An 18,069-nucleotide genomic window follows, 5' to 3' on the forward strand; every position below is an offset into this window, starting at 1 on the left:
CGGGCCACGGGCGGCGGTTCAGCCCTCCGCCCACGGCCGGGCCACGGGCGGCGGTTCAGCACTCCGCCCCGGGAACCCGGCCCCCCGCTCCCGGTGCCGGGGCCTCCGGCCCCGCGGCCCGTCCGAACCGCTCGCCCAACTCCCGTGCGAGCACGCGGAGTTCAGGCGGTCCGATGACCTGGAAGTCGGCGCCGAGGGTGCCCAGCACCATCGCCGGCCACTCCAGCGCGTCCGCCGCGAACACCACCCGGCAGCGCCCGTCGTCCGTCTCCTCGACCGTGCCCCACCGGCCGATCCGGGCGCGTACCGCCGCCGCCGGGGCCTCGACCAGCGCCTCGGCGCGGTAGGGGCCCGGCCGGTTGTCCAGTCCGGCACGGACGAACGCGGCGGCGTCCTCGGCGGGCAGCTCCCGTGGCCGGAACCGTTCCCCCGTACAGCTCGGACCGGTCATCCGGTCCACCCGGAAACTGCGCCAGTCGTGCCGCATCAGGTCGTACGCGACGAGGTACCAGCGGCGCCCGGGGCAGACCAACCGGTGCGGCTCGACGTGGCGTTCGGTGCGGCGGCCGTCGGCGGCGGTGTAGGAGAAACGCAGCGCCTCGCTGTCCCGGCAGGCCAGCGCCACCGTGGTGAGCGCCCCCGGATCGACGCCGGCCGCGGCCGGACCGCCCCAGTCCGCCGGGACCGTCATCGCCCGCAGCGCCTCCACCCGCCGCCGCAGCCGCGCCGGCATCACCTGCACCACCTTGGCCAGCACCCGGACCGACGATTCCGCGATGCCCTCCACCGCGCCCTGCGCCGCGGCCTGGAGCCCGACGGCGAGCGCCACCGCCTCCTCGTCGTCGATCAGCAGCGGCGGCAGCGCCGCGCCCGCCGCGAGCTGGTACCCGCCGTCGACGCCGCGCCGCGCCTCGACCGGGTAGCCCAGTTCCCGCAGCCGGTCGACGTCGCGCCGGAGGGTGCGGGCGGAGACCTCCAGCCGGTCGGCCAGTTCGGCGCCCGGCCAGTAGCGGTGGGTCTGGAGGAGGGAGAGCAGGCGCAGGGTGCGGGAGCTGGTGTTCGCCATGCCCCCGATTCTCCCCGGCATTGCGGCCGGAAAGTGGCCGCAATGGCTCCTACCGTGGTCGCAGACCGAGGGAACGAACCGCCGGACGGCCCGCACGCGTCGCCCGGCGGACCCACCGCACACCTCGTCCGGACGCACCGCCGGCCGGACGACCCACCGACGGAGGGCGCGGACATGACCGCCGAGCAGCAGAACACCACCGAGCAGACCGCCGCACAGGCCGCCACCGGGGAGCACGCCGACCTGCTGGCCGCCCTCGCCCAGCAGCGCCACTTCCTGCGCTTCACCGCCCGCGACCTCACCGACGAGCAGGCCGGAGCGCGGCCCACCGCGAGCGAGCTGTGCATCGGCGGAGTGGTCAAGCACGTCACCGCCGTCGAGCGGGCCTGGGCCGGGTTCATCGTCGAAGGCCCGTCCGCCATGCCCGACTTCACCGCGATGACCGAGGCCGACCTGGCCCGCCGCGCCGACGAGTTCAGCGTGCTGCCCGGCGAGACGCTGGCCGGCATCCTCGACGACTACGCCAAGGTGGCCGAGCACACCGATGGGCTGGTGGCCGGCCTGCCGGACCTGGGCGCCGACCACCCGCTCCCGAAGGCCCCGTGGTTCGAGCCGGGCGTCCGCTGGTCGGCCCGCCGGGTGCTGCTCCACCTCATCGCCGAGACCGCCCAGCACGCCGGGCACGCCGACATCATCCGCGAGACCCTCGACGGCGCGAAGAGCATGGGCTGAGCCAGCGGCCCGGCCCGGTGCCTCCGTGAGCCGGAACGCCGTCAGGGGCGTGCGTCCTGCCGACGCACGCCCCTGAGGCCGTTCCCCGGGGCGCCCCCGACCGGTCTCGGGGGCGCCCCGGGTCTCACTTCCCGGCGGTCCGCTCCAGGCGGTCGCGCCACCAGTCCACCGTCGCCCCGACCTGCTCGTCGATCGGCGTGTGCCGGACGCTGAACTCCGCCTCGTAGGCGGACGCGTCCATCACGAAGCCGCGGTCGAACTGGTACCGGACCTCCTTCAACTCCCGCAGCATCGGGGAGAACAGCCCCCCGAGGAACAGCGCGAGCGGCGGCACCTTCTTCACCTCGACCGGCTCCGTACCGGCGTGTCCGGTCAGCCGCTCCACCATCTCCCGGGCCGAGCGGGCGGTCGACGTCGGCACGTGCCAGGCGCGGCCCAGGGCCCGTTCCTCACCCGCCACCTCGACCATCGCCCGCGCCACGTCGGGAAGGTAGGTCCAACTGTGCGCCGCGTCCGGGTCGCCGAGCGCCGAGACCGCCTTGGCGGCCAGCAGCCTCGGCAGCACCCGCCCGGCCAGATGCCCGCCGTCGGTGACGCCCGGCCCGAAGAAGTCCGAGGCGCGCACCTCGACCGCCCGGATCCGCCCGGCGTCGTGCAGCTTCTTCGCCTGCTCCCAACCGGCGGCGCGCACCCGGCCCTTGACGCCCGTCGCCGCCAGCGGCAGCTCCTCGGTCAGCGCCCCGTCGACCGGCCCGTATCCGTAGAGGTTCCCCAGCATGACGAGGACGGCGCCGCTGTCCTCGGCCGCCGCGCAGACCGACGCGGTGAGCGCGGGCCACTCGCGCCCCCAGCGCTGGTAGGGCGGCGCGGCGCACTGGTGGATCACCTCGGCGCCCCGCACGGCCTCCTTCAGCCGCTCGGTGTCGGCCGCGTCGCACGCGACGTGCTCGATCCCGTCCTGTGGACCGCGTCCCGTACGGGTGACGACCCGTACCGTATGGCCCTTCTCGACGAGCAACCGCGCTGTGGCCGCCCCGGCGGGCCCGTACCCAATGACGACATGAATGCTCACGCGGGCACAGTAACGCGCGGTCCGCGGCGGGCAACCTCCTTCGCCGGGGTCGATCGTCAACTGCCGCGTGCAGAAGGCAAATTCAGCCAGCGCGCCCGCCTCCATGGCCTCCCGCATCCCACCCGTCGCGGGGCGTGGCGGGCCGGCCGGCCACCGGTGCGCGGGACTCCCCGGGCGCCCCCGCCTGCGGACCAGTACCGGACCAGGGAGTTCCACCCGCGAGAGGGGCCCGGACCGTTCCCCCGGCCACGCCTGTACGGGGTGTCCGGACCGCCCGTCGGCCCTGTCCGGTATCCGCCGGTGCGGACGGGCCGTGGCCCCGCCCCACCGGGGCCGGCCCGCCGCCGACCGGAGAGGTAGGGGGTGCTTAGGGGGTGGACAGGGGTCTCGTACGGCGCTTCCGGGCGGTTGGTTACCTCTGTGGAGCCCGTCGTGAGGAGCACGTCGCGGGCCGTTGGGCGTGAGGAGTTCCCGTTGAAGAGCGTGCTGGTGACCGGGGCAGGGAACGGCATCGGCCGGGTGTCGTCGCTGCGGCTCGCCGATGCCGGGTACGAGGTTTTCGCGGCCGTCCGTACCCCGGAGGAGGCCGAGCGGCTCACGGACGAGGCGGCACGGGGCGCGGCGCGGCTGCACGCGTTCCCCCTCGACGTGACCGACGCCGAGGCGTGCGCGGCGGCGGTCGCGGAGATCGGCGACCGCACCGGCGCCGGGCCATGGGGCCTGGTCAACGCCGCCGCGGCGGTGACGGCGCGGGCGGTGGAGGAGACCGACGAGGAGGAGATCCACCGGCTGCTGGAGCTGAACCTCCTCGCCGCCGGACGCCTCGCGCGGCTGGTCCTGCCCGGGATGCGCGCCCGAGGGGCGGGCCGGATCGTCACCGTCTCGTCGGTGTCCGGCCGGGCCGTGCTGCCGTGGCTGGGCTGGTACAGCGCGAGCCGGGCGGCCGTCACGGCGATGACGCACGCCCTGCGGATGGAGACCGCGGGGACGGGGATCCGGGTGGTGCTGCTCGAACACGGTGTGCACCTCACCGGGCTGCTGGAGGAGGCGGCCGGGTCCCTGGAGCGCCCCAGCACCGTCTCGCCCGACTTCACCCGCTCCTACCGGGCGGCCGCCGCGGCGCTGCGCGACCGCGCCCGGTACACCCCCGCCGGTGAGCCCGCCGCCGCCGTGCACCGCGCCCTCACAGTGCCGCGCCCGGCGGCCCGCTACGTGGTGGGCCGCGACGCCCGCGTCGGCGCGGCCCTCGACGCCTGCCTCCCCTACCGCTGGGGCGACCCCCTCAAGCGCGCCCTCCTCGGCCTCACCACCCCGCGGCCGGCGACCCGCGCCCTGGCCGGGGCCTTCCGGCTGCCCCGGCTGTGACCGGGCCCCGGACCGCGCCGGGGGGCCTGAACTCCCGTTTCCCCTAGGGGTGGTGAACGCACCCCCTAGTGGAAGCGGGGCGCGCGGATAGGGGGCGGACAGGGGGTCGAAGGGCGGTACCTCCGCCGTTCCGGCTCGTTCTTCCCCGCACTACGGCACGTGACGTGCGTGCCGTACGGACCGAGGAGAGATGTGTGATGACGGCGGTGAATGGTGTGGCGGGCCGGATATCCGAGACGGACGGCGCCCCGCAGGACGCGGTGGACGGCCTCCCGGGGCGCGGCGGTGACGGACCCGCTCCGTACAGCCGGATCTCCCAGGTGACCGTCCACCTGCCGGAGACCGTGGAGACCGTGGAGGAGATCGAGGAGCGGGTCCGCGCGAACAGCCCGGGCATCCGTGTCCCGTCCGGACTGCTGCGCCGGATGTACGGGATGGTCGAGCGGCGGGTGGCGCCCGAGGGGGAGCGCCCGTCCGACCTCGCCGCCCACGCGGTCAGGAAGCTGATGGCGGAGGCGGGCACCGCGCCCGACGACATCGACCTGCTGATCTACTCCGCGGTGGGCATCGACACCATCGAGCCCGCCAACGCCCACATCGTGGCCGCCAAGACGGGCCTGACCTGCCCGGTCTTCGACGTCACCAACGCCTGCAACAGCGTGCTGAACGCCGTGGAGGTCGCCGACGCCCTCATCCGCGGCGGCGGCTACCGCCGCGTCCTCATCGCCTCCGGTGAGATGTGCACCCGCGTCACCCGCTGGTCGTTCGCCGACACCGAGGAGTTCCGCACCGGCGCCGCCTCGCTGACCTGCGGCGACGCCGGTGCCGCGGTGCTGGTGGAGGCGTCGGACACCCCGGGGATCACCGCCGGTACCGCCCTCGCCAACTCCCAGGGCTGGACCGCCGCGACGGTCTTCAACCCGTACCAGGTCCTGGACGAGCCGGCGCATCTGAGCATCGACTCCGGGCGGCTGCTCGCCTCCTTCGACGGGCTGCCCGAGGGGATCATGCAGTGGATGAAGGAGCGGGGCGACTCGCTCGACGACGTCGACCTGATCTGCGTGCATCAGCCGTCCGTCGCCTTCGTCGGCGCCTTCTGCGACCGGGTCGGCATCTCCGCGGACCGGATCCTGCCGACCTTCCCGCACACCGGCAACATCGCCTCGGCGACCCTCCCCCTCCAGCTCGTCCGCGCCCAGGAGCAGGGGCTGCTGCGGCCGGGCTCGCGGGTGGCGCTCTTCGGTATCGCCAGCGGCGCGAGCATGGGGGTCATCCTCCTCGACTGGTGACCCCCCTGTACCCGGGGCGCCGCCCGCCTCCCCTGTGTAGCGGCGCCCCGACCGGTGGCGCGGGCGGACCGGGAAACTCCGGCCCGCCCGCGTCCCCTAGGGGTCAACTCCCCTAATTTCAGGGTTACTTCAGGTACCCGAGCACTGTCATCATCCCCGACTCCGAGTGATAGACGTTGTGGCAGTGGAGCATCCACAGGCCGGGGTTGTCCGCGTCGAAATCGGCGTGGACGGTCCGGCCGGGGAGCACGATCGCGGTGTCCTTGCGGGGACCCGAGGAGCCGAGGGAGAAGGTGTGGCCGTGCAGGTGCATCGGATGCCACATCGTGGTGTTGTTGACGAACGACAGGCGGACGCGTTCGCCCGCGCGGACGGGGTGACGCCGCGCCGGGTCGTAGCGCTCGCCGTTGATGGCCCAGTCGTACTTCTCCATCGAGCCGGTCAGCCGCAGCTCGATCGTCCGGTCCGGCTTGCCGCCCTTGAGCCGCACCGACGCGTCGGCCGTGAGCTGATCCGCCCGCAGCAGCTTGCCGTCCAGCTCCTTCGGGCGTGCCGAAGCCTTCGGCGCCGCGCCCCCGCCGGAGCGCAGCAGCGCCCGCGCCGTCCGCTTCTTGCCCTCGGCGAGCGCGGTGAGCGGGAAGACGCCGTCCTTGACGGTGACGAGCACGTCGTACCGCTCGCCCATGCCCAGCAGCAGTGCGTCCGTCCCGGTGTGGGTGACGGGGAAGCCGTCGGTGTGGGTGACGGTCATCCGGTGGCCGCCGAGGGCGACGCGGAAGGCGGTGTCGCCGCCGGCGTTGATGAAGCGGATCCGGACGCGGTCGCCGGGCTCGGCGCGGAAGGTCTGCGGATCGTCCGCCGTCCGCCCGTTGACCAGGTAGTACGGGTAGGCGACGTCCCCGGCGTCCCCGCCGAGCAGATCGCTGGTCGCGCCCATCATCATCCGGGGCGGGCCGGACGGGCCGGGCCCCTTCCGGGCGGCGGTCCACGACGCGGTGGTCACCCGGCCCGCGCCCCCGGAGCGGCCCAGGCCCATGTCCATGCCCTCGTGCTCCATGTCCATGCCGCCGTGGTCCATACCGTCGTGGTCCATGCCCGCCATGCCCTTGCGCAGCTCCGCGAGGACCGCGTCGGGTGTGCTGCCGTCCACCCCGTCGACCCAGTCGTCGAGCACGACGACCCACTCCTTGTCGTACCGCAGCGGCTCCTTGGGGTCCTCGACGATCAGCGGCGCGTACAGCCCGCGGTCCTGCTGGACGCCCGAGTGCGGGTGGAGCCAGTACGTGCCGGGGTGCGCGGTGGCGAAGCGGTAGGTGAACGACGCGCCCGCCTTGACCGGCGCCTGGGAGAGCCCCGGCGTGCCGTCCATGTCGTTGCGGAGGGCGAGCCCGTGCCAGTGGACGGAGGTGGACTGCGGCAGATGGTTGGCGAGCGTGGCCTCCAGCGTGTCGCCGGCCGTCACCCGGATCTCCTTGCCGGGCAGCGCCTCCCCGTACGACCAGCTTCGGACGGTACGGCCGCCGAGGTCGAGGGTGGAGGGGGTGGCGGTGAGCCGCACCTTGCGGACGGCGCCTGGTTCGCGCGCGGACTCGGCGGCGGCGACCTCCTTGCCGTCCGGGGAGACGTAGTCGCGGGCGGCCGGGCCGCCGTGGCCGGAGTGGTCCGAGCCGGAGCCGGAGCCGGAACAGGCGGCGAGCAGACCGCCCCCGGCCAGGGCGATGCCGGCGCCGAGCGCGGTACGGCGGGTGGGGGTACGCATACGGAAATGCACCTCGTATCGGTGTGCTGCGAAAGAGTGGGCGGACGCGTGCGCCGGCCCCCGCGGCGTGCCGGGACGGCGGCCGGGGGCGGCGGGGCGCGCTCCTACAGGCGCAGCACCGAGGCTCGGGCGAGGAGTATGCCGTGGGGCGGCGGCGGGATCGGCCGCAGCGCGTGCGGCAGCCGGGCGAGCGTCGCCCCCGGCCCGTCCGCCGACCGGCGCGCGAAGGCGGCGCCGAGCAGCACGAGGGAGACGGCGGTGAGCACCGCCAGACAGATGGCCGCCGGGTCCGCCCCGCCCGGAGGCAGCGGCGCGTGCGCCCGGGGCGCGGCGGTGTCGCCGGAGAGGCGGGCCGGGCCCGCCTCCGGCGCCGTGGCCCCGGAGTCCCGTACCGCCATGGCGGAGGACGCGCCCCCGCCCATGTCCATGGGCCCGTGGGCGAGGGGCATACGGGCGGGCGCCATCGCCTCCGGCCCCGGGGCGTGGTGCGCCGCGGCGCCGCTCCCGGCGGTCGGGGAGGCGGGGTGCCCGGCGCAGTGCCCGAGGCTGTGCATCGCGACGATGCCGAAGACCAGCGCGGCGAAGAGCAGCAGTCGCCCGCACCAAGCGGTGACCCTCCACTGCCCGGCCACTGCGCGACCTCCCCTGCGTCCGTCGACCCGTCGTCCCCGGATCGTACCGGGAGGGGGTATACGGAGGGCGTAACGGGGCGCGGCACGGTGCGGGCACGGCCGGTGACCTGGGACGGCGGGGAGCGGGGTGCGCCCCGGTGCCGGACGGGCCCCGGAGACCCGCACCCCCGCGCGGCCCCGGGAGTTGTGTGCGGCGGGACCGTACCGGCGGGACCGTACCGGCGGGACCGTACCGGCGGGACCGTACCGGCGGGACCGTACCGGCGGGACCGTACCGGCGGGACCGTACCGGCGGGACCGTACCGGCGGGACCGTACCGGCGGGACCGTACCGGCGGGACCGTACCGGCGGGCGTTCCCGGCACGGCCGAGCGCGCCCGGCGCCCTGGGGCGGGGCAGGCACACTCCCCCACCCCGCCGCGGGACACCGCCGGGCTGCCAGGCCGCCGGACTCCGGGCTCCAGGCCGCCGGACTCCGGGCCCCCGAGGTCCGGGCCCCCGGACCGGCAGCCCGCCGGATCGCCGGATCGCCGGATCGCCGGACTCCGGACCTCCGGGCTACCGACCCCGGACCGCCAGTCCGGCAGCCAGTCGACCCTCAGGCCCGTCGACCCTCAGGCCCGTCGACCCTCAGGCCCGCCGGCCCGCCGGCCCGCCGGCCCGCCGGCCCGCCGGCCCGCCGGCCCGTCGGCCCTCAGGCCCCCACCGGCTCCGGATCCGCCGCCCGGAGCCGTCCCGTGCGGGCCAGGGCCGCGACGGCGGCGGCGCAGCCCAGTCCGGTCGCGGTCAGCGCGGCCCAGGTCAGCCACCGGTCATGGCGTGCCGCCCAGTCCCACAGGGCGCCTCCCGGCACGCCGGGCGCCATGCCATGAGTTCGGGCCGCTCCGGCACCGCCTCGGCACGGCCGGGAATCGCCGCACCTGCACGGCCGTGCAGGTGCGTCTGCGCGCAACGGCGGCCCTCGGAGGGCGACTTGCCGTACGGCGGACGCCGCGGAGGCGGCGCCCGGACGGTGCGCCGGGACCGCCCCGGCCCGCCCGCCGAACGGACCCGGGCGGGCGTCCAAGGTCTCAGTGATGGACTCCGACGGCGGCGGCGACCGCGGCGATCAGGCGGTGGTTCTCGGGGGCGCCCCCGCCTCCGGGCGCGAAGCTGCGGCGGGTGTAGCTGTAGGCGATCCCGGTGGCGGGGTCCGCGAAGGACTGCGCGCCGACCGCCCCGCTGTGGCCGAACGCCCGCGCGCTCAACGACCGCCCGTACCGCACGCCTTGGGCCTCGAAGCCCAGCAGGAAGTGGTCCACCTCGCCGGTGACCAGGTCCGTGCCGGGGGTGTGCGGGGCGGTGAACTCCGCGAGCACGTCCGGGCCGAGCAGCGGGACGCGGCCGTCGACCGGCGAGATCGCCGCGGCATACATCTTGGCCAGCCCCCGCGCCGTACCGACGCTGCCCGAGGAGGCCGAACCCTGGGCGCGCACCTCACGGGTGTTGGCGTACGCCACCAGGTCGGTGGGCGGATCGGCGTGCGCGTTGAAGGCGAGAGCGGTCAGACCGGTGGGGGCAGGCCCCCGGTCCGCGTCCGCCCGGCCGGGTTGTGCGGGCAGATAGCGGCTCTCCTCGCTCGCGGGCAGCCCGAGGTGGAAGTCGAGCCCGTAGGGGATCCGCAGCCGCTCGCCGTAGTGCTCCTGGAGCGTGCGGCCGGTGAGGCGGCGTACGACCTCGCCGGTCAGCGCCGTGGCGGTGAAGGCGTGGTAGCCGTACCCGCCGCCCGGCGCCCAGGCCGGGGGCAGCGCCGCGAGCAGTTCCGCCAGGCGTGGTTCGTCGGCGAGTTCCGAGGTGCTCAGCCCCTCCGGCGTGCCGAGGAGCCCGGCCCGGTGGGACAGCAGGTCGCGCAGCGTCAGTCCGGCTTTCCCGTCGGCGGCGAACTCGGGCCAGTCGCGCGCCACGGGCCGGTCGAGTTCCAGTACGCCGTCCTGCACGAGCAGCGCCGTGACCAGGTGGGCGGCGCCCTTGCCCGAGGAGTACAGGGCGAACAGGGAGTCACCGGTGACGCCCGGGCCGGTCCACAGGTCGACGACCGGCCGCCCGTGCAGCCGTACGGCCAACTGCGCGCTCAGCCCCGGCTCTCCGGCCGCCACGGCGGCGAACGCGGCGCGTACGGCGGTGAATCGGGCGTCGGCCGTGCCGTACACGGCGACCGCGGGCGGGGCGGACGGCGCGGGCGGGGCCGGAGGGGCGGCACCGATGCGGCTCATGGATTCTCAACTCCGTTGATCTGCTAGCAGGTTGGGCCGATCGGCCCGCCCATGACAGGCACGTCGGGGGACGGCGCCGACGCCGGCCGACGAGGCGAATCAAACTGTACGGTCCAGTTCACATGAACTCAACTGTTCAGTTCAAATAGTTGCTAGCATGAGGCCGATGAAGGACTCCACGAACAAGCGGAAGCTGCCGTCGGGGGAGCGCGCGGCCCGCAAGCGCGCGGCGATCATCGAAGCCGCCCGGGAACAGTTCCTCCGCCACGGATTCGGCATCGGTGTGGACCAGATCGCCGCCGAGGCGGGCGTGTCGAAGGTGACGATCTACAACCACTTCGGCAGCAAGGAGGACCTGTTCACCGAGGTGGTCGGCGACGCGCTCGACCAGGCCCTGGGCGACTCGGCCCGAGCGATGAACCGGCGACTGGCGGCCGACGACGACATCCGTGAGGTGCTCGCCGCCGCGGCCCGCGGCTGGGTCGAGGGCATCGCCCAGGACGAGGTGCTGGCGCTGCGCGCGCTCATCGCCGCCGAGTCGCACCGCTTCCCCCAACTGGGCCGCGCCTGGCGCGCCCAGGGCCCGGACCGCTTCGCCGAACCGCTCGCCGCCGCCCTGAAAACCCACGCCGACCTGGACATCCCGGACATGGAACTGGCGATCCTCCAGTTCTACGCACTGGTCCTCTACCCGCACATCGTCCACAGCGGATACGGCGAACGCCTCTCGCCCGACCTCGCGGAACGCCTGGTGGAACGCGGTGTGGACATGTTCCTGGGGTACTACCGCAGAACGTGACCCGGGCCGGGGCCGGGGCCGACGGAGCCGGCCCCGGGCGCGCTGCCGGCCCCTCTGCGAACGACTTCACCACCCGCGTTCTCGACCCGCGTTCTCGCCACGGCTGTCGTCCCCGGCGGCCACCCCACGGCGCCGGACACCGGCGCCGCCTGCTCCACCCGCCTGCTCCACCCGCCTGCTCCACCCGCCTGTTCCGCCCGCCTGGAACAAGACCACCACGCCCCGCTCGCCGACAGGTGACCGGGACGCCCGCTTGCCGGGTCTGACGATCCGCCCCACGCGTCAGCCGCAGGGCTTCATTCGAATGGCGGTTTCGGTATTCCCCCGTGAGGGTGCTGATCCGGGCGATCGTGAGGTGTCACTCCGGCCCGGTGATCAAATCAGCGCTACGAGTGGGCCGTTGACCAGCGGCGGTGTGGGAGCCGCGCCGGACGGAGCGCGGCGGAAATCCTCCGGCTTCCCCTTGTCCGCGCGAGGGCACATGGTCCGCGCGAGGGCACACGGCCGAACCGCAACGCGTAGGGCCCGGGGCGACACCCGTCCGGGGCGGGACGAACACGAGGTAGGTCTGTGCACCTGACGCAGCATGAGCAGGAACGCCTGATGATGTATCTGGCGGCGGAGGTCGCCGAGAAGCGCCGGGCCCGGGGCGTACGGCTCAACTACACCGAAGTGATGGCGTTGTTGATCGTGCATGTCCTGGAGGGCGCCAGGGACGGGAGGACCGTCGCGGACCTCATGTCCTCCGGGCGGAAGGTGCTGTCCCGGGAGGAGGTCATGGAGGGCATCCCCGAAATGATCGAGAACGTGCAGGTCGAGGCGACATTCCCGGACGGCACGAAGTTGGTCACCATCCATGACCCCTTCCCCGAGCCGGGCAAGGGCGAGGAGCCGGCCGTCTGGCCGGGGAAGACGGACTTCTCCCCGCTGGAGGGCGACCGGGTGGTGGAGTTCAACGTGGAAAGCGGCGACGCGGCCGCGAAGGGCGGGAGCACGGTCCCGCACAAGATCAAGATCATGGTCAAGAACGAGGCGGACCGCCCCGTCCAGGTCGGTTCACACTTCCACTTCGCCGAGGCCAACGCCAAGCTCACGTTCTCCCGCCACGCGGCGTGGGGCTACCGCCTCAACGTGCCATCCGGCAGCTCGGTGCGGTTCGAGCCGGGCTTCGAGGAAGAGGTCGAACTCGTACGCATCGAGGGTGAGAGGCGGGTCCACGGCCTGAGCCTGAACGAGCCGGGCCTGCCCAGGAAGAAGGACGGCTCCCTCGACGACGTCGACGGGGAATTCGATGACGAGGGGTGCCCGAAGCATGTCTGAGTGCCCGAACGGCTGCCCCTGCTGCCAGGAGGAGCCGGAGCGTAACGCTCCGCTGACCCGAGCCACCTACGCGGACCGGTTCGGCCCGACGGTCCGTGACCGTATCCGCCTCGCCGACACGGCGCTGAAGATCAAGATCGAGGCCGACTGGTCGGGCGGCCCCGGACGCAGCGGCGACGAGCTGGTCTTCGGTGGCGGCAAGGTCATCCGCGAATCGATGGGGCAGTCCGCCTACCCGCGTGATCCGCGGCGGCCCGAGGGGGATGCCGAGGCGACGGCCCGTGGCGCGGTCACACCCCCGGACACGATCATCACCGGCGTCGTCGTGCTCGACCACTGGGGCGTCGTCAAGGCCGATGTCGCCCTCCGGGACGGCAAGATCATGGCGATTGGCAAGGGGTGCAACCCCGAGATCATGAATCCGGTGCACGAGGGCGCCGGACCGCACAACGGCATCGGGCCGACACCCACCGACTTCGTCGTCGGCGCGGAGACCGAGATCATCTCGGGCAAGGGCCGGATCCTCACGGCGGGCGGGATCGACACGCACGTCCACTTCATCTGCCCCGACGAGGTCGGCGTGGCCCTCGCCTCGGGCGTCACCACACTCATCGGCGGCGGTACGGGCCCGGCGGAGGGCTCCACCGCCACCACCGTCACGCCCGGCTCCTGGCATCTGGACCGCACCTTCGAGGCGCTGGATTCCTTCCCGGTCAACGTCGGACTGCTCGGCAAGGGCGCCACCATGTCGAAGGACGCCCTGCTCAACCAGGTCGACGCCGGCGCCATCGGCTTCAAGATCCACGAGGACTGGGGCGCCACCCCGGCCGCTCTCGACCACTGCCTTCAGGTCTGCGAGGACACCGGCGTCCAACTCGCGCTGCACGCCGACTCGCTGAACGAGGCCGGTTTCCTTGAGAAGACCATCGAGGCCATCGGTGACCGCCCGATCCACGTCTTCCACGTGGAGGGCGCGGGCGGCGGCCACGCCCCCGACATGATCAAGATGGTGAGTCTGCCGAAGATCCTCCCCGCCTCCACCAACCCCACCCGGCCGCTGACCGTCAACACGGTCAAGGAGCACTTCGACATGGTGATGGTCGCCCATCACCTCAACCCGCAGGTCGCGGAGGACCTGGCGTTCGCGGACTCCCGTATCCGGCCCTCCACGATGGCCGCCGAGGACATCCTGCATGACCTCGGCGCCATCTCGATCATGTCCTCGGACGCCCAGGCCATGGGCCGCATCGGCGAGATGATCATGCGCACCTGGCAGACCGCGCACGTCATGAAGGTGCGCCGCGGCTTCCTCGAGGAGGACCTGCCGAAGAAGGCGTCGGAGAAGGCACCCCGGGAAGAGCCGGACGCGGAGCCGGAAGGCGCCGGGGCGGCGGATACCACGCCGGACCCCGAGGAGCCGTTCGCCGACAATCGCCGCGCTCGCCGGTACGTCGCGAAGTACACGGTCAACCCCGCCCTCGCCCACGGCATCGCCGAGGTGGTGGGGTCGGTGGAGACCGGAAAGCTGGCCGACCTCGTCCTGTGGGAGCCGAGGTTCTTCGGCGTCAAGCCGCATCTGGTCATCAAGGGCGGCCAGATCGCGTACGCGCAGGTGGGCGACGCCAACGCCTCGATCCCCACGCCGCAGCCGGTACTGCCGCGCCCCATGTGGGGGTCCACCGGCCTGGCACCGGGCGCCATCTCCTACAACTTCGTCACGCAGCGGGCCATCGACGCGAGCGCCGCCCGGAAGGCGAACGCCCCGGAGATGCCGGACGACGACCGGCCCCGGCGCCGCGAGCTGAACAAGCCGTTCAAGGCCATCACCAGCACCCGTGGCGTCTTCAAGGAACACATGAAGGAGAACCGCGCCACCCCCGACGTCAAGATCGACCCCGACACCTACGAGGTCATCATCGGCGGCGCGAAGGTGACGGATGTGACGACTTTCGTCGACGACAAGATCGTCGATCGGGCTTACGTCAGTGAACTGCCCATGGCCCAGCGGTACTTCCTCTTCTGATGCGGCGCGGGTGATGTTGGCTATGAGTGGTACGCGTCTTGGGGGTCGGCGATGAGCCGGGCCGCTCTCATGGTGCTGGCTGATGGCCGGTTTCCTGCTGGGGGGCATGCGCATTCCGGTGGGGCGGAGGCGGCGGTCGCGGCCGGGCGTGTCACGGATGCCGCTTCTTTGGAGGTGTTCTGCCGGGGGCGGTTGCATACCGCGGGTCTGGTTGCGGCGGGGCTCGCGGCGGCTGCCGCGGCCGGTGGTGATCCGTTGGCGCTCGACGACGCGGCGGATGCGCGTACTCCGGTTCCGGCGTTGCGGAGTGCGGCGCGTCGGTTGGGGCGGCAGATGATGCGGGCGGCGCGGGCGGCGTGGCCGTCGGCGGAGTTGGCCGCGTTGGCGGCGGCGCGTCCGCGTGGTGCGCATCAGCCGGTGGTGCTGGGTCTCGCGGCCCGTTCGGCGGGGCTGGCGTCGCTGGATGCCGCGTATGCCGCTGTGTACGAGAGTGTCAGCGGTCCGGCGACGGCGGTGGTCCGGTTGCTGAGCCTGGATCCGTTCGACGCGACCGCCGTCCTCGCCCGTCTGGCTCCCGAGGTGGACCGGGTGGCCGCCACTGCTGTCGCCGCTGCCCGGCGCGTTCCGGGGGAAGGTGTCGATGTCCTGCCGGCCGCGTCCGCGCCGTTGCTGGATCTCACCGCCGAGCAGCACGCGGCCTGGCCGGTCCGTCTCTTCGCTTCCTGACCCGCCGCCGGGAGCCCGTGTTCCCGGCGGCCCCGGGCGCCTCACGCGCCCGCTCGACTTACGGAGTCTGTATGCACCTCGACCACGAACTCGACGAGATCTTCCCGCACCGTCACAGCTACAGCGCCGCGGCGCCGGTCCGCCCCGACGGTTCCCGCCGTGCGTTGCGGATCGGTCTGGGTGGCCCGGTCGGCACCGGCAAGACCGCCACCGTCGCCGCCCTGTGCCGCGCGTTGCGCGACGAACTCTCCCTCGCTGTCGTCACCAATGACATCTATACGCGTGAGGACGCGGAGTTCCTGCTGCGTGAGGCGGTCCTGCCCGCCGAGCGGATCAAGGCGGTGGAGACGGGTGCGTGCCCGCACACCGCGATCCGCGACGACATCTCCGCCAACCTCGAAGCCGTCGAGGATCTGGAGGACGAGGTCGGGCCGCTGGATTTGATCCTGGTCGAGTCCGGTGGCGACAACCTCACCGCGACGTTCTCCAAGGGTCTGGTCGATGCGCAGATCTTCGTGATCGATGTGGCGGGTGGTGATGACATTCCCCGTAAGGGTGGTCCCGGTGTCACCACCGCTGACCTGCTGATCGTCAATAAGACCGACCTCGCTCCGTATGTCGGGGTGGATCTGGAGGGTATGGCCCGCGATGCCAAGGCGCAGCGTGGGGAGCTGCCGGTGGTGTTCACCAACGTCAAGTCCGACGGTGGTGTCACCCCCGTCGCCGCCTGGGTCCGCGACCGCCTCACCGCCTGGACCACGAGCGCCGCCGCATGACGCTCACGGACGAGAGGAACGCCCCCGAAGCCCCGCGGAACCCGGTGGCCGGTGTGCACGCCACCGCCCGCATCACGGCGGTCGACCGCGGCGGCGTCACCACCCTGCCCGTCCTCGACGGCGACGGCCCCTTCGAACTGCGGCGCCTGCGCGCCCGGGGGACCGAGGCGCGGGTATGCGTCATCGGCGCCATGAGCGCCCCGCTCGGCGGCGACCGGCTCCGTATCGAGGCCACCGCGCACCAGGACGCCACCCTCCACCTCACCTCCGCCGCCGCGACCCTCGCCCTGCGCGGCACCACCTCCGCACCCGCCACCTACGACATCCACCTCACCGTCGCGGACCGCGCCGAACTCCGTTGGCAGCCCAAGCCCCTGATCTGCGCCGCAGGCAGCAATCTGCACCAGAGCTGGACCATCGACCTCGCCCCCACCGCCCGCCTCGTCCTGCGCGAGGAACAGATCCTCGGACGCACCGGCGAACCGCCCGGCCACGTCGCCACCCGCCTCACCGTCCGCCGCGCCGGCCGCACCCTGCTCGTCCAGGAGACCGAGTACGGCCCCGGCGCACCCGGCTGGGACGGCCCGGCCGTCCTCGCCGCCCACCGCGCCACCGGCCAACTCCTCGTCATCGACCCGGCCTTCGAGACCGCCCCGCCGACCGTGCAACTCTTCGGCGACGCCTCCGACGGCTGCCACGCGGCCCTCACCCCCCTGACCGGCCCCGCCGTCCTGGCCACCGCCGTCGCCCCGGACGCCCTGCGCCTACGCCAGCTCCTCGACACCGCGCGGGCCGCCGTACCCCGCCCGGCCCCGGCGGACGGGCGGTAACCACCCCGCTGCCCGGCCGGCCGACGGTGGGCGACGGGCCGGACGGACGGACGCGGGGCGCTCCCCCAAGTCGGCGTGCCCAACGGTGCGTTATGCCACAGGCGTGCCCCGCACCCCGAAGCGGTCCGGACGACAAACAAGGCCCAGGTCGCCGACCTGGGCCTCAACTATGGAGCGGGTGACGGGAAGCGAACCCGCGTTCTGAGATTGGGAATCAGGGGGCTTTCGGGGGCCTGATGGCCATCTGACCAGCGAAGACGCAGCTACTGGGGATGGTGCTCCCGAATGCTTCTCCTGCACTTGCCGACCGCTGTTCACCGCTCCATCTGGCACGGGAGTGGCACGACGGCTTGCGGAGGCGGTGGTGAGGGCGACGACCGGCCGGCGACCGGCTCAGGCGAGGTGAGGATCACCGTAGGCAATCGGCGGCGTGCATGCGTGCATGCTCTCGGACGCCCCGGTAGTGGCGCCTCAGCGCAGGCCGGGGCGCGGTGACGGCAGACGACCCGCCGTGCCGCCGGCCTCGGCCAGGGCTTCGACGACGGCAAGGACCGATGGACGGACCGACCCGTCCGTGCGCCACGTCGCGTACACCCGGCGGATCAGCGTCGGCTCGACGTCTACGACCCGGATGCCGGCGGGAAGCGGCCCAAGGCCCAGCGTGGGCACTACAGCCAGACCCACTCCCGCCGAGACAAGGGCCAGTTGGGTGGGGTGCTCGTCGACGGTGTGCACGATGCGGGGCTCCGCACCGTGACTCCGCATGGTGAGTACCAGCCACTCGTGGCATGTCGAGCGTCGCGCCCGGCTGATCCACGGTTCGTCAACGAGGTCACCGATGCCCACCGAGGTGCGCTCGGCAAGGTGGTGTTCTTCGGGCAGGGCCACCTTGGCGGTGTCCGTCACCACGAGCCGCTTTGCCACGTCGGCGGGCCAAGCCAGAGGCGAGTGGGCCCAGTCCTGGACCACTCCGACATCCAGGTCGCCACGTTCCACCTGTACCAGAGGCGACGCGGAGTCGAGCTCGTTGATCCGCACTTCGAGGTCGGGCGCACGCTCGCCCAGCAGGCGCAAGGCGTGGGGGACCAGGCCCCGGGCCGCCGTGGGGAAGGCACCCAACGTCAGCGTGCCCACCACATCTGACCGGTGTGCCTGCAACTCGGCCTCGGTACGGTCCACCAGCTCCAGGATGTGTGCGGCACGGTCCGCCAGCAGGCGGGCCACAGGTGTCAGTTCCACGCCGCGCCCGCTGCGGATCACGATGCGGTGCCCGCACTCGTGCTCCAGCTTGCGGATCTGCTGGGAGACGGCGGACGCCGATACGTACAGGACGTCCGCTGCCGCGCTGACGGAGCCGTACTGAGCGAGGGCTCGCAAGGTGCGGAGGCGGTCGAGATTGAGCACGGTGAAGGACTCCTACATCGGCGGA

The 18,069-nt window shown here is 73.3% G+C and carries 16 protein-coding genes; 9 read left to right on the forward strand and 7 right to left on the reverse strand.

What is annotated here, in order from left to right:
* Positions 1-55: 55 nt before the first annotated feature.
* Positions 56-1,066 carry a helix-turn-helix transcriptional regulator gene (locus ACGH2B_RS14425; protein WP_399088728.1) on the reverse strand — a complete coding sequence of 337 codons (1,011 nt, stop codon included), beginning with the start codon at positions 1,064-1,066 and terminating at the stop codon, positions 56-58.
* Positions 1,067-1,240: 174 nt separating this feature from the next.
* Here ACGH2B_RS14425 and ACGH2B_RS14430 point away from each other — a divergent pair, with 174 nt between their 5' ends.
* On the forward strand, positions 1,241-1,798 hold the full coding sequence (locus ACGH2B_RS14430; RefSeq protein WP_399088730.1) for a DinB family protein: 558 nt from the start codon (positions 1,241-1,243) through the stop codon (positions 1,796-1,798).
* Between the two features lie 124 nt (positions 1,799-1,922).
* On the opposite strand, the gene ACGH2B_RS14435 is transcribed toward ACGH2B_RS14430, so the two are convergent.
* Entirely contained in the window at positions 1,923-2,870 is a 948-nt protein-coding gene (locus ACGH2B_RS14435; RefSeq protein WP_399088732.1) for an NAD-dependent epimerase/dehydratase family protein, read from the reverse strand.
* A gap of 483 nt (positions 2,871-3,353) precedes the next feature.
* On the opposite strand from ACGH2B_RS14435, the gene ACGH2B_RS14440 reads away from it, so the two are divergent.
* Together ACGH2B_RS14440 and ACGH2B_RS14445 are read left to right on the forward strand one after the other, a co-directional pair.
* Positions 3,354-4,235, forward strand: coding sequence for an SDR family NAD(P)-dependent oxidoreductase (locus ACGH2B_RS14440; RefSeq protein WP_399096991.1), 882 nt, complete (start codon positions 3,354-3,356; stop codon positions 4,233-4,235).
* Between the two features lie 197 nt (positions 4,236-4,432).
* On the forward strand, positions 4,433-5,524 hold the full coding sequence (locus tag ACGH2B_RS14445) for a 3-oxoacyl-ACP synthase III family protein (RefSeq protein WP_399088734.1): 1,092 nt from the start codon (positions 4,433-4,435) through the stop codon (positions 5,522-5,524).
* 124 nt (positions 5,525-5,648) lie between these two features.
* Here the strand turns inward: ACGH2B_RS14445 and ACGH2B_RS14450 are convergent, their stop codons facing one another.
* From ACGH2B_RS14450 to ACGH2B_RS14465, 4 genes are all read right to left on the reverse strand, one after another.
* On the reverse strand, positions 5,649-7,283 hold the full coding sequence (locus tag ACGH2B_RS14450) for a multicopper oxidase family protein (RefSeq protein ID WP_399088736.1): 1,635 nt from the start codon (positions 7,281-7,283) through the stop codon (positions 5,649-5,651).
* A 104-nt stretch (positions 7,284-7,387) separates the two neighbouring features.
* Positions 7,388-7,915, reverse strand: a complete 528-nt coding sequence (locus tag ACGH2B_RS14455) for a hypothetical protein (RefSeq protein ID WP_399088738.1) — start codon at positions 7,913-7,915, stop codon at positions 7,388-7,390.
* Positions 7,916-8,608: 693 nt separating this feature from the next.
* Positions 8,609-8,779, reverse strand: a complete 171-nt coding sequence (locus ACGH2B_RS14460) for a hypothetical protein (RefSeq protein WP_399088740.1) — start codon at positions 8,777-8,779, stop codon at positions 8,609-8,611.
* Between the two features lie 205 nt (positions 8,780-8,984).
* A complete protein-coding gene (locus ACGH2B_RS14465) occupies positions 8,985-10,166 on the reverse strand; it encodes a serine hydrolase domain-containing protein (protein WP_399088742.1) in 1,182 nt (393 codons plus the stop codon).
* 166 nt (positions 10,167-10,332) lie between these two features.
* On the opposite strand from ACGH2B_RS14465, the gene ACGH2B_RS14470 reads away from it, so the two are divergent.
* The 6 genes from ACGH2B_RS14470 (at position 10,333) to ACGH2B_RS14495 (ending at position 16,640) form a co-directional block, all read left to right on the forward strand.
* Positions 10,333-10,965 carry a TetR/AcrR family transcriptional regulator gene (locus ACGH2B_RS14470; protein WP_399088744.1) on the forward strand — a complete coding sequence of 211 codons (633 nt, stop codon included), beginning with the start codon at positions 10,333-10,335 and terminating at the stop codon, positions 10,963-10,965.
* A 570-nt stretch (positions 10,966-11,535) separates the two neighbouring features.
* Complete coding sequence (locus tag ACGH2B_RS14475; protein WP_399088746.1) at positions 11,536-12,285, forward strand: urease subunit gamma; 750 nt, start codon at positions 11,536-11,538, stop codon at positions 12,283-12,285.
* Complete coding sequence (locus tag ACGH2B_RS14480) at positions 12,278-14,308, forward strand: urease subunit alpha (protein ID WP_399088748.1); 2,031 nt, start codon at positions 12,278-12,280, stop codon at positions 14,306-14,308. Before ACGH2B_RS14475 ends, ACGH2B_RS14480 begins: the two co-directional genes overlap by 8 nt.
* A gap of 51 nt (positions 14,309-14,359) precedes the next feature.
* Positions 14,360-15,034 carry an urease accessory protein UreF gene (locus ACGH2B_RS14485; RefSeq protein ID WP_399088750.1) on the forward strand — a complete coding sequence of 225 codons (675 nt, stop codon included), beginning with the start codon at positions 14,360-14,362 and terminating at the stop codon, positions 15,032-15,034.
* 71 nt (positions 15,035-15,105) lie between these two features.
* Entirely contained in the window at positions 15,106-15,810 is a 705-nt protein-coding gene (gene ureG / locus ACGH2B_RS14490; RefSeq protein WP_399088752.1) for an urease accessory protein UreG, read from the forward strand.
* Entirely contained in the window at positions 15,807-16,640 is an 834-nt protein-coding gene (locus ACGH2B_RS14495) for an urease accessory protein UreD (RefSeq protein WP_399088754.1), read from the forward strand. The genes ureG and ACGH2B_RS14495 overlap by 4 nt, the downstream gene beginning before the upstream one ends.
* A gap of 471 nt (positions 16,641-17,111) precedes the next feature.
* Here ACGH2B_RS14495 and ACGH2B_RS14500 read toward each other — a convergent pair whose 3' ends face one another.
* A complete protein-coding gene (locus ACGH2B_RS14500; RefSeq protein ID WP_399088756.1) occupies positions 17,112-18,044 on the reverse strand; it encodes a LysR family transcriptional regulator in 933 nt (310 codons plus the stop codon).
* Positions 18,045-18,069: the final 25 nt, after the last annotated feature.

This window comes from Streptomyces sp. BBFR2 (assembly GCF_044497305.1).
In the GTDB taxonomy this organism is placed as follows: Bacteria; Actinomycetota; Actinomycetes; order Streptomycetales; family Streptomycetaceae; genus Streptomyces.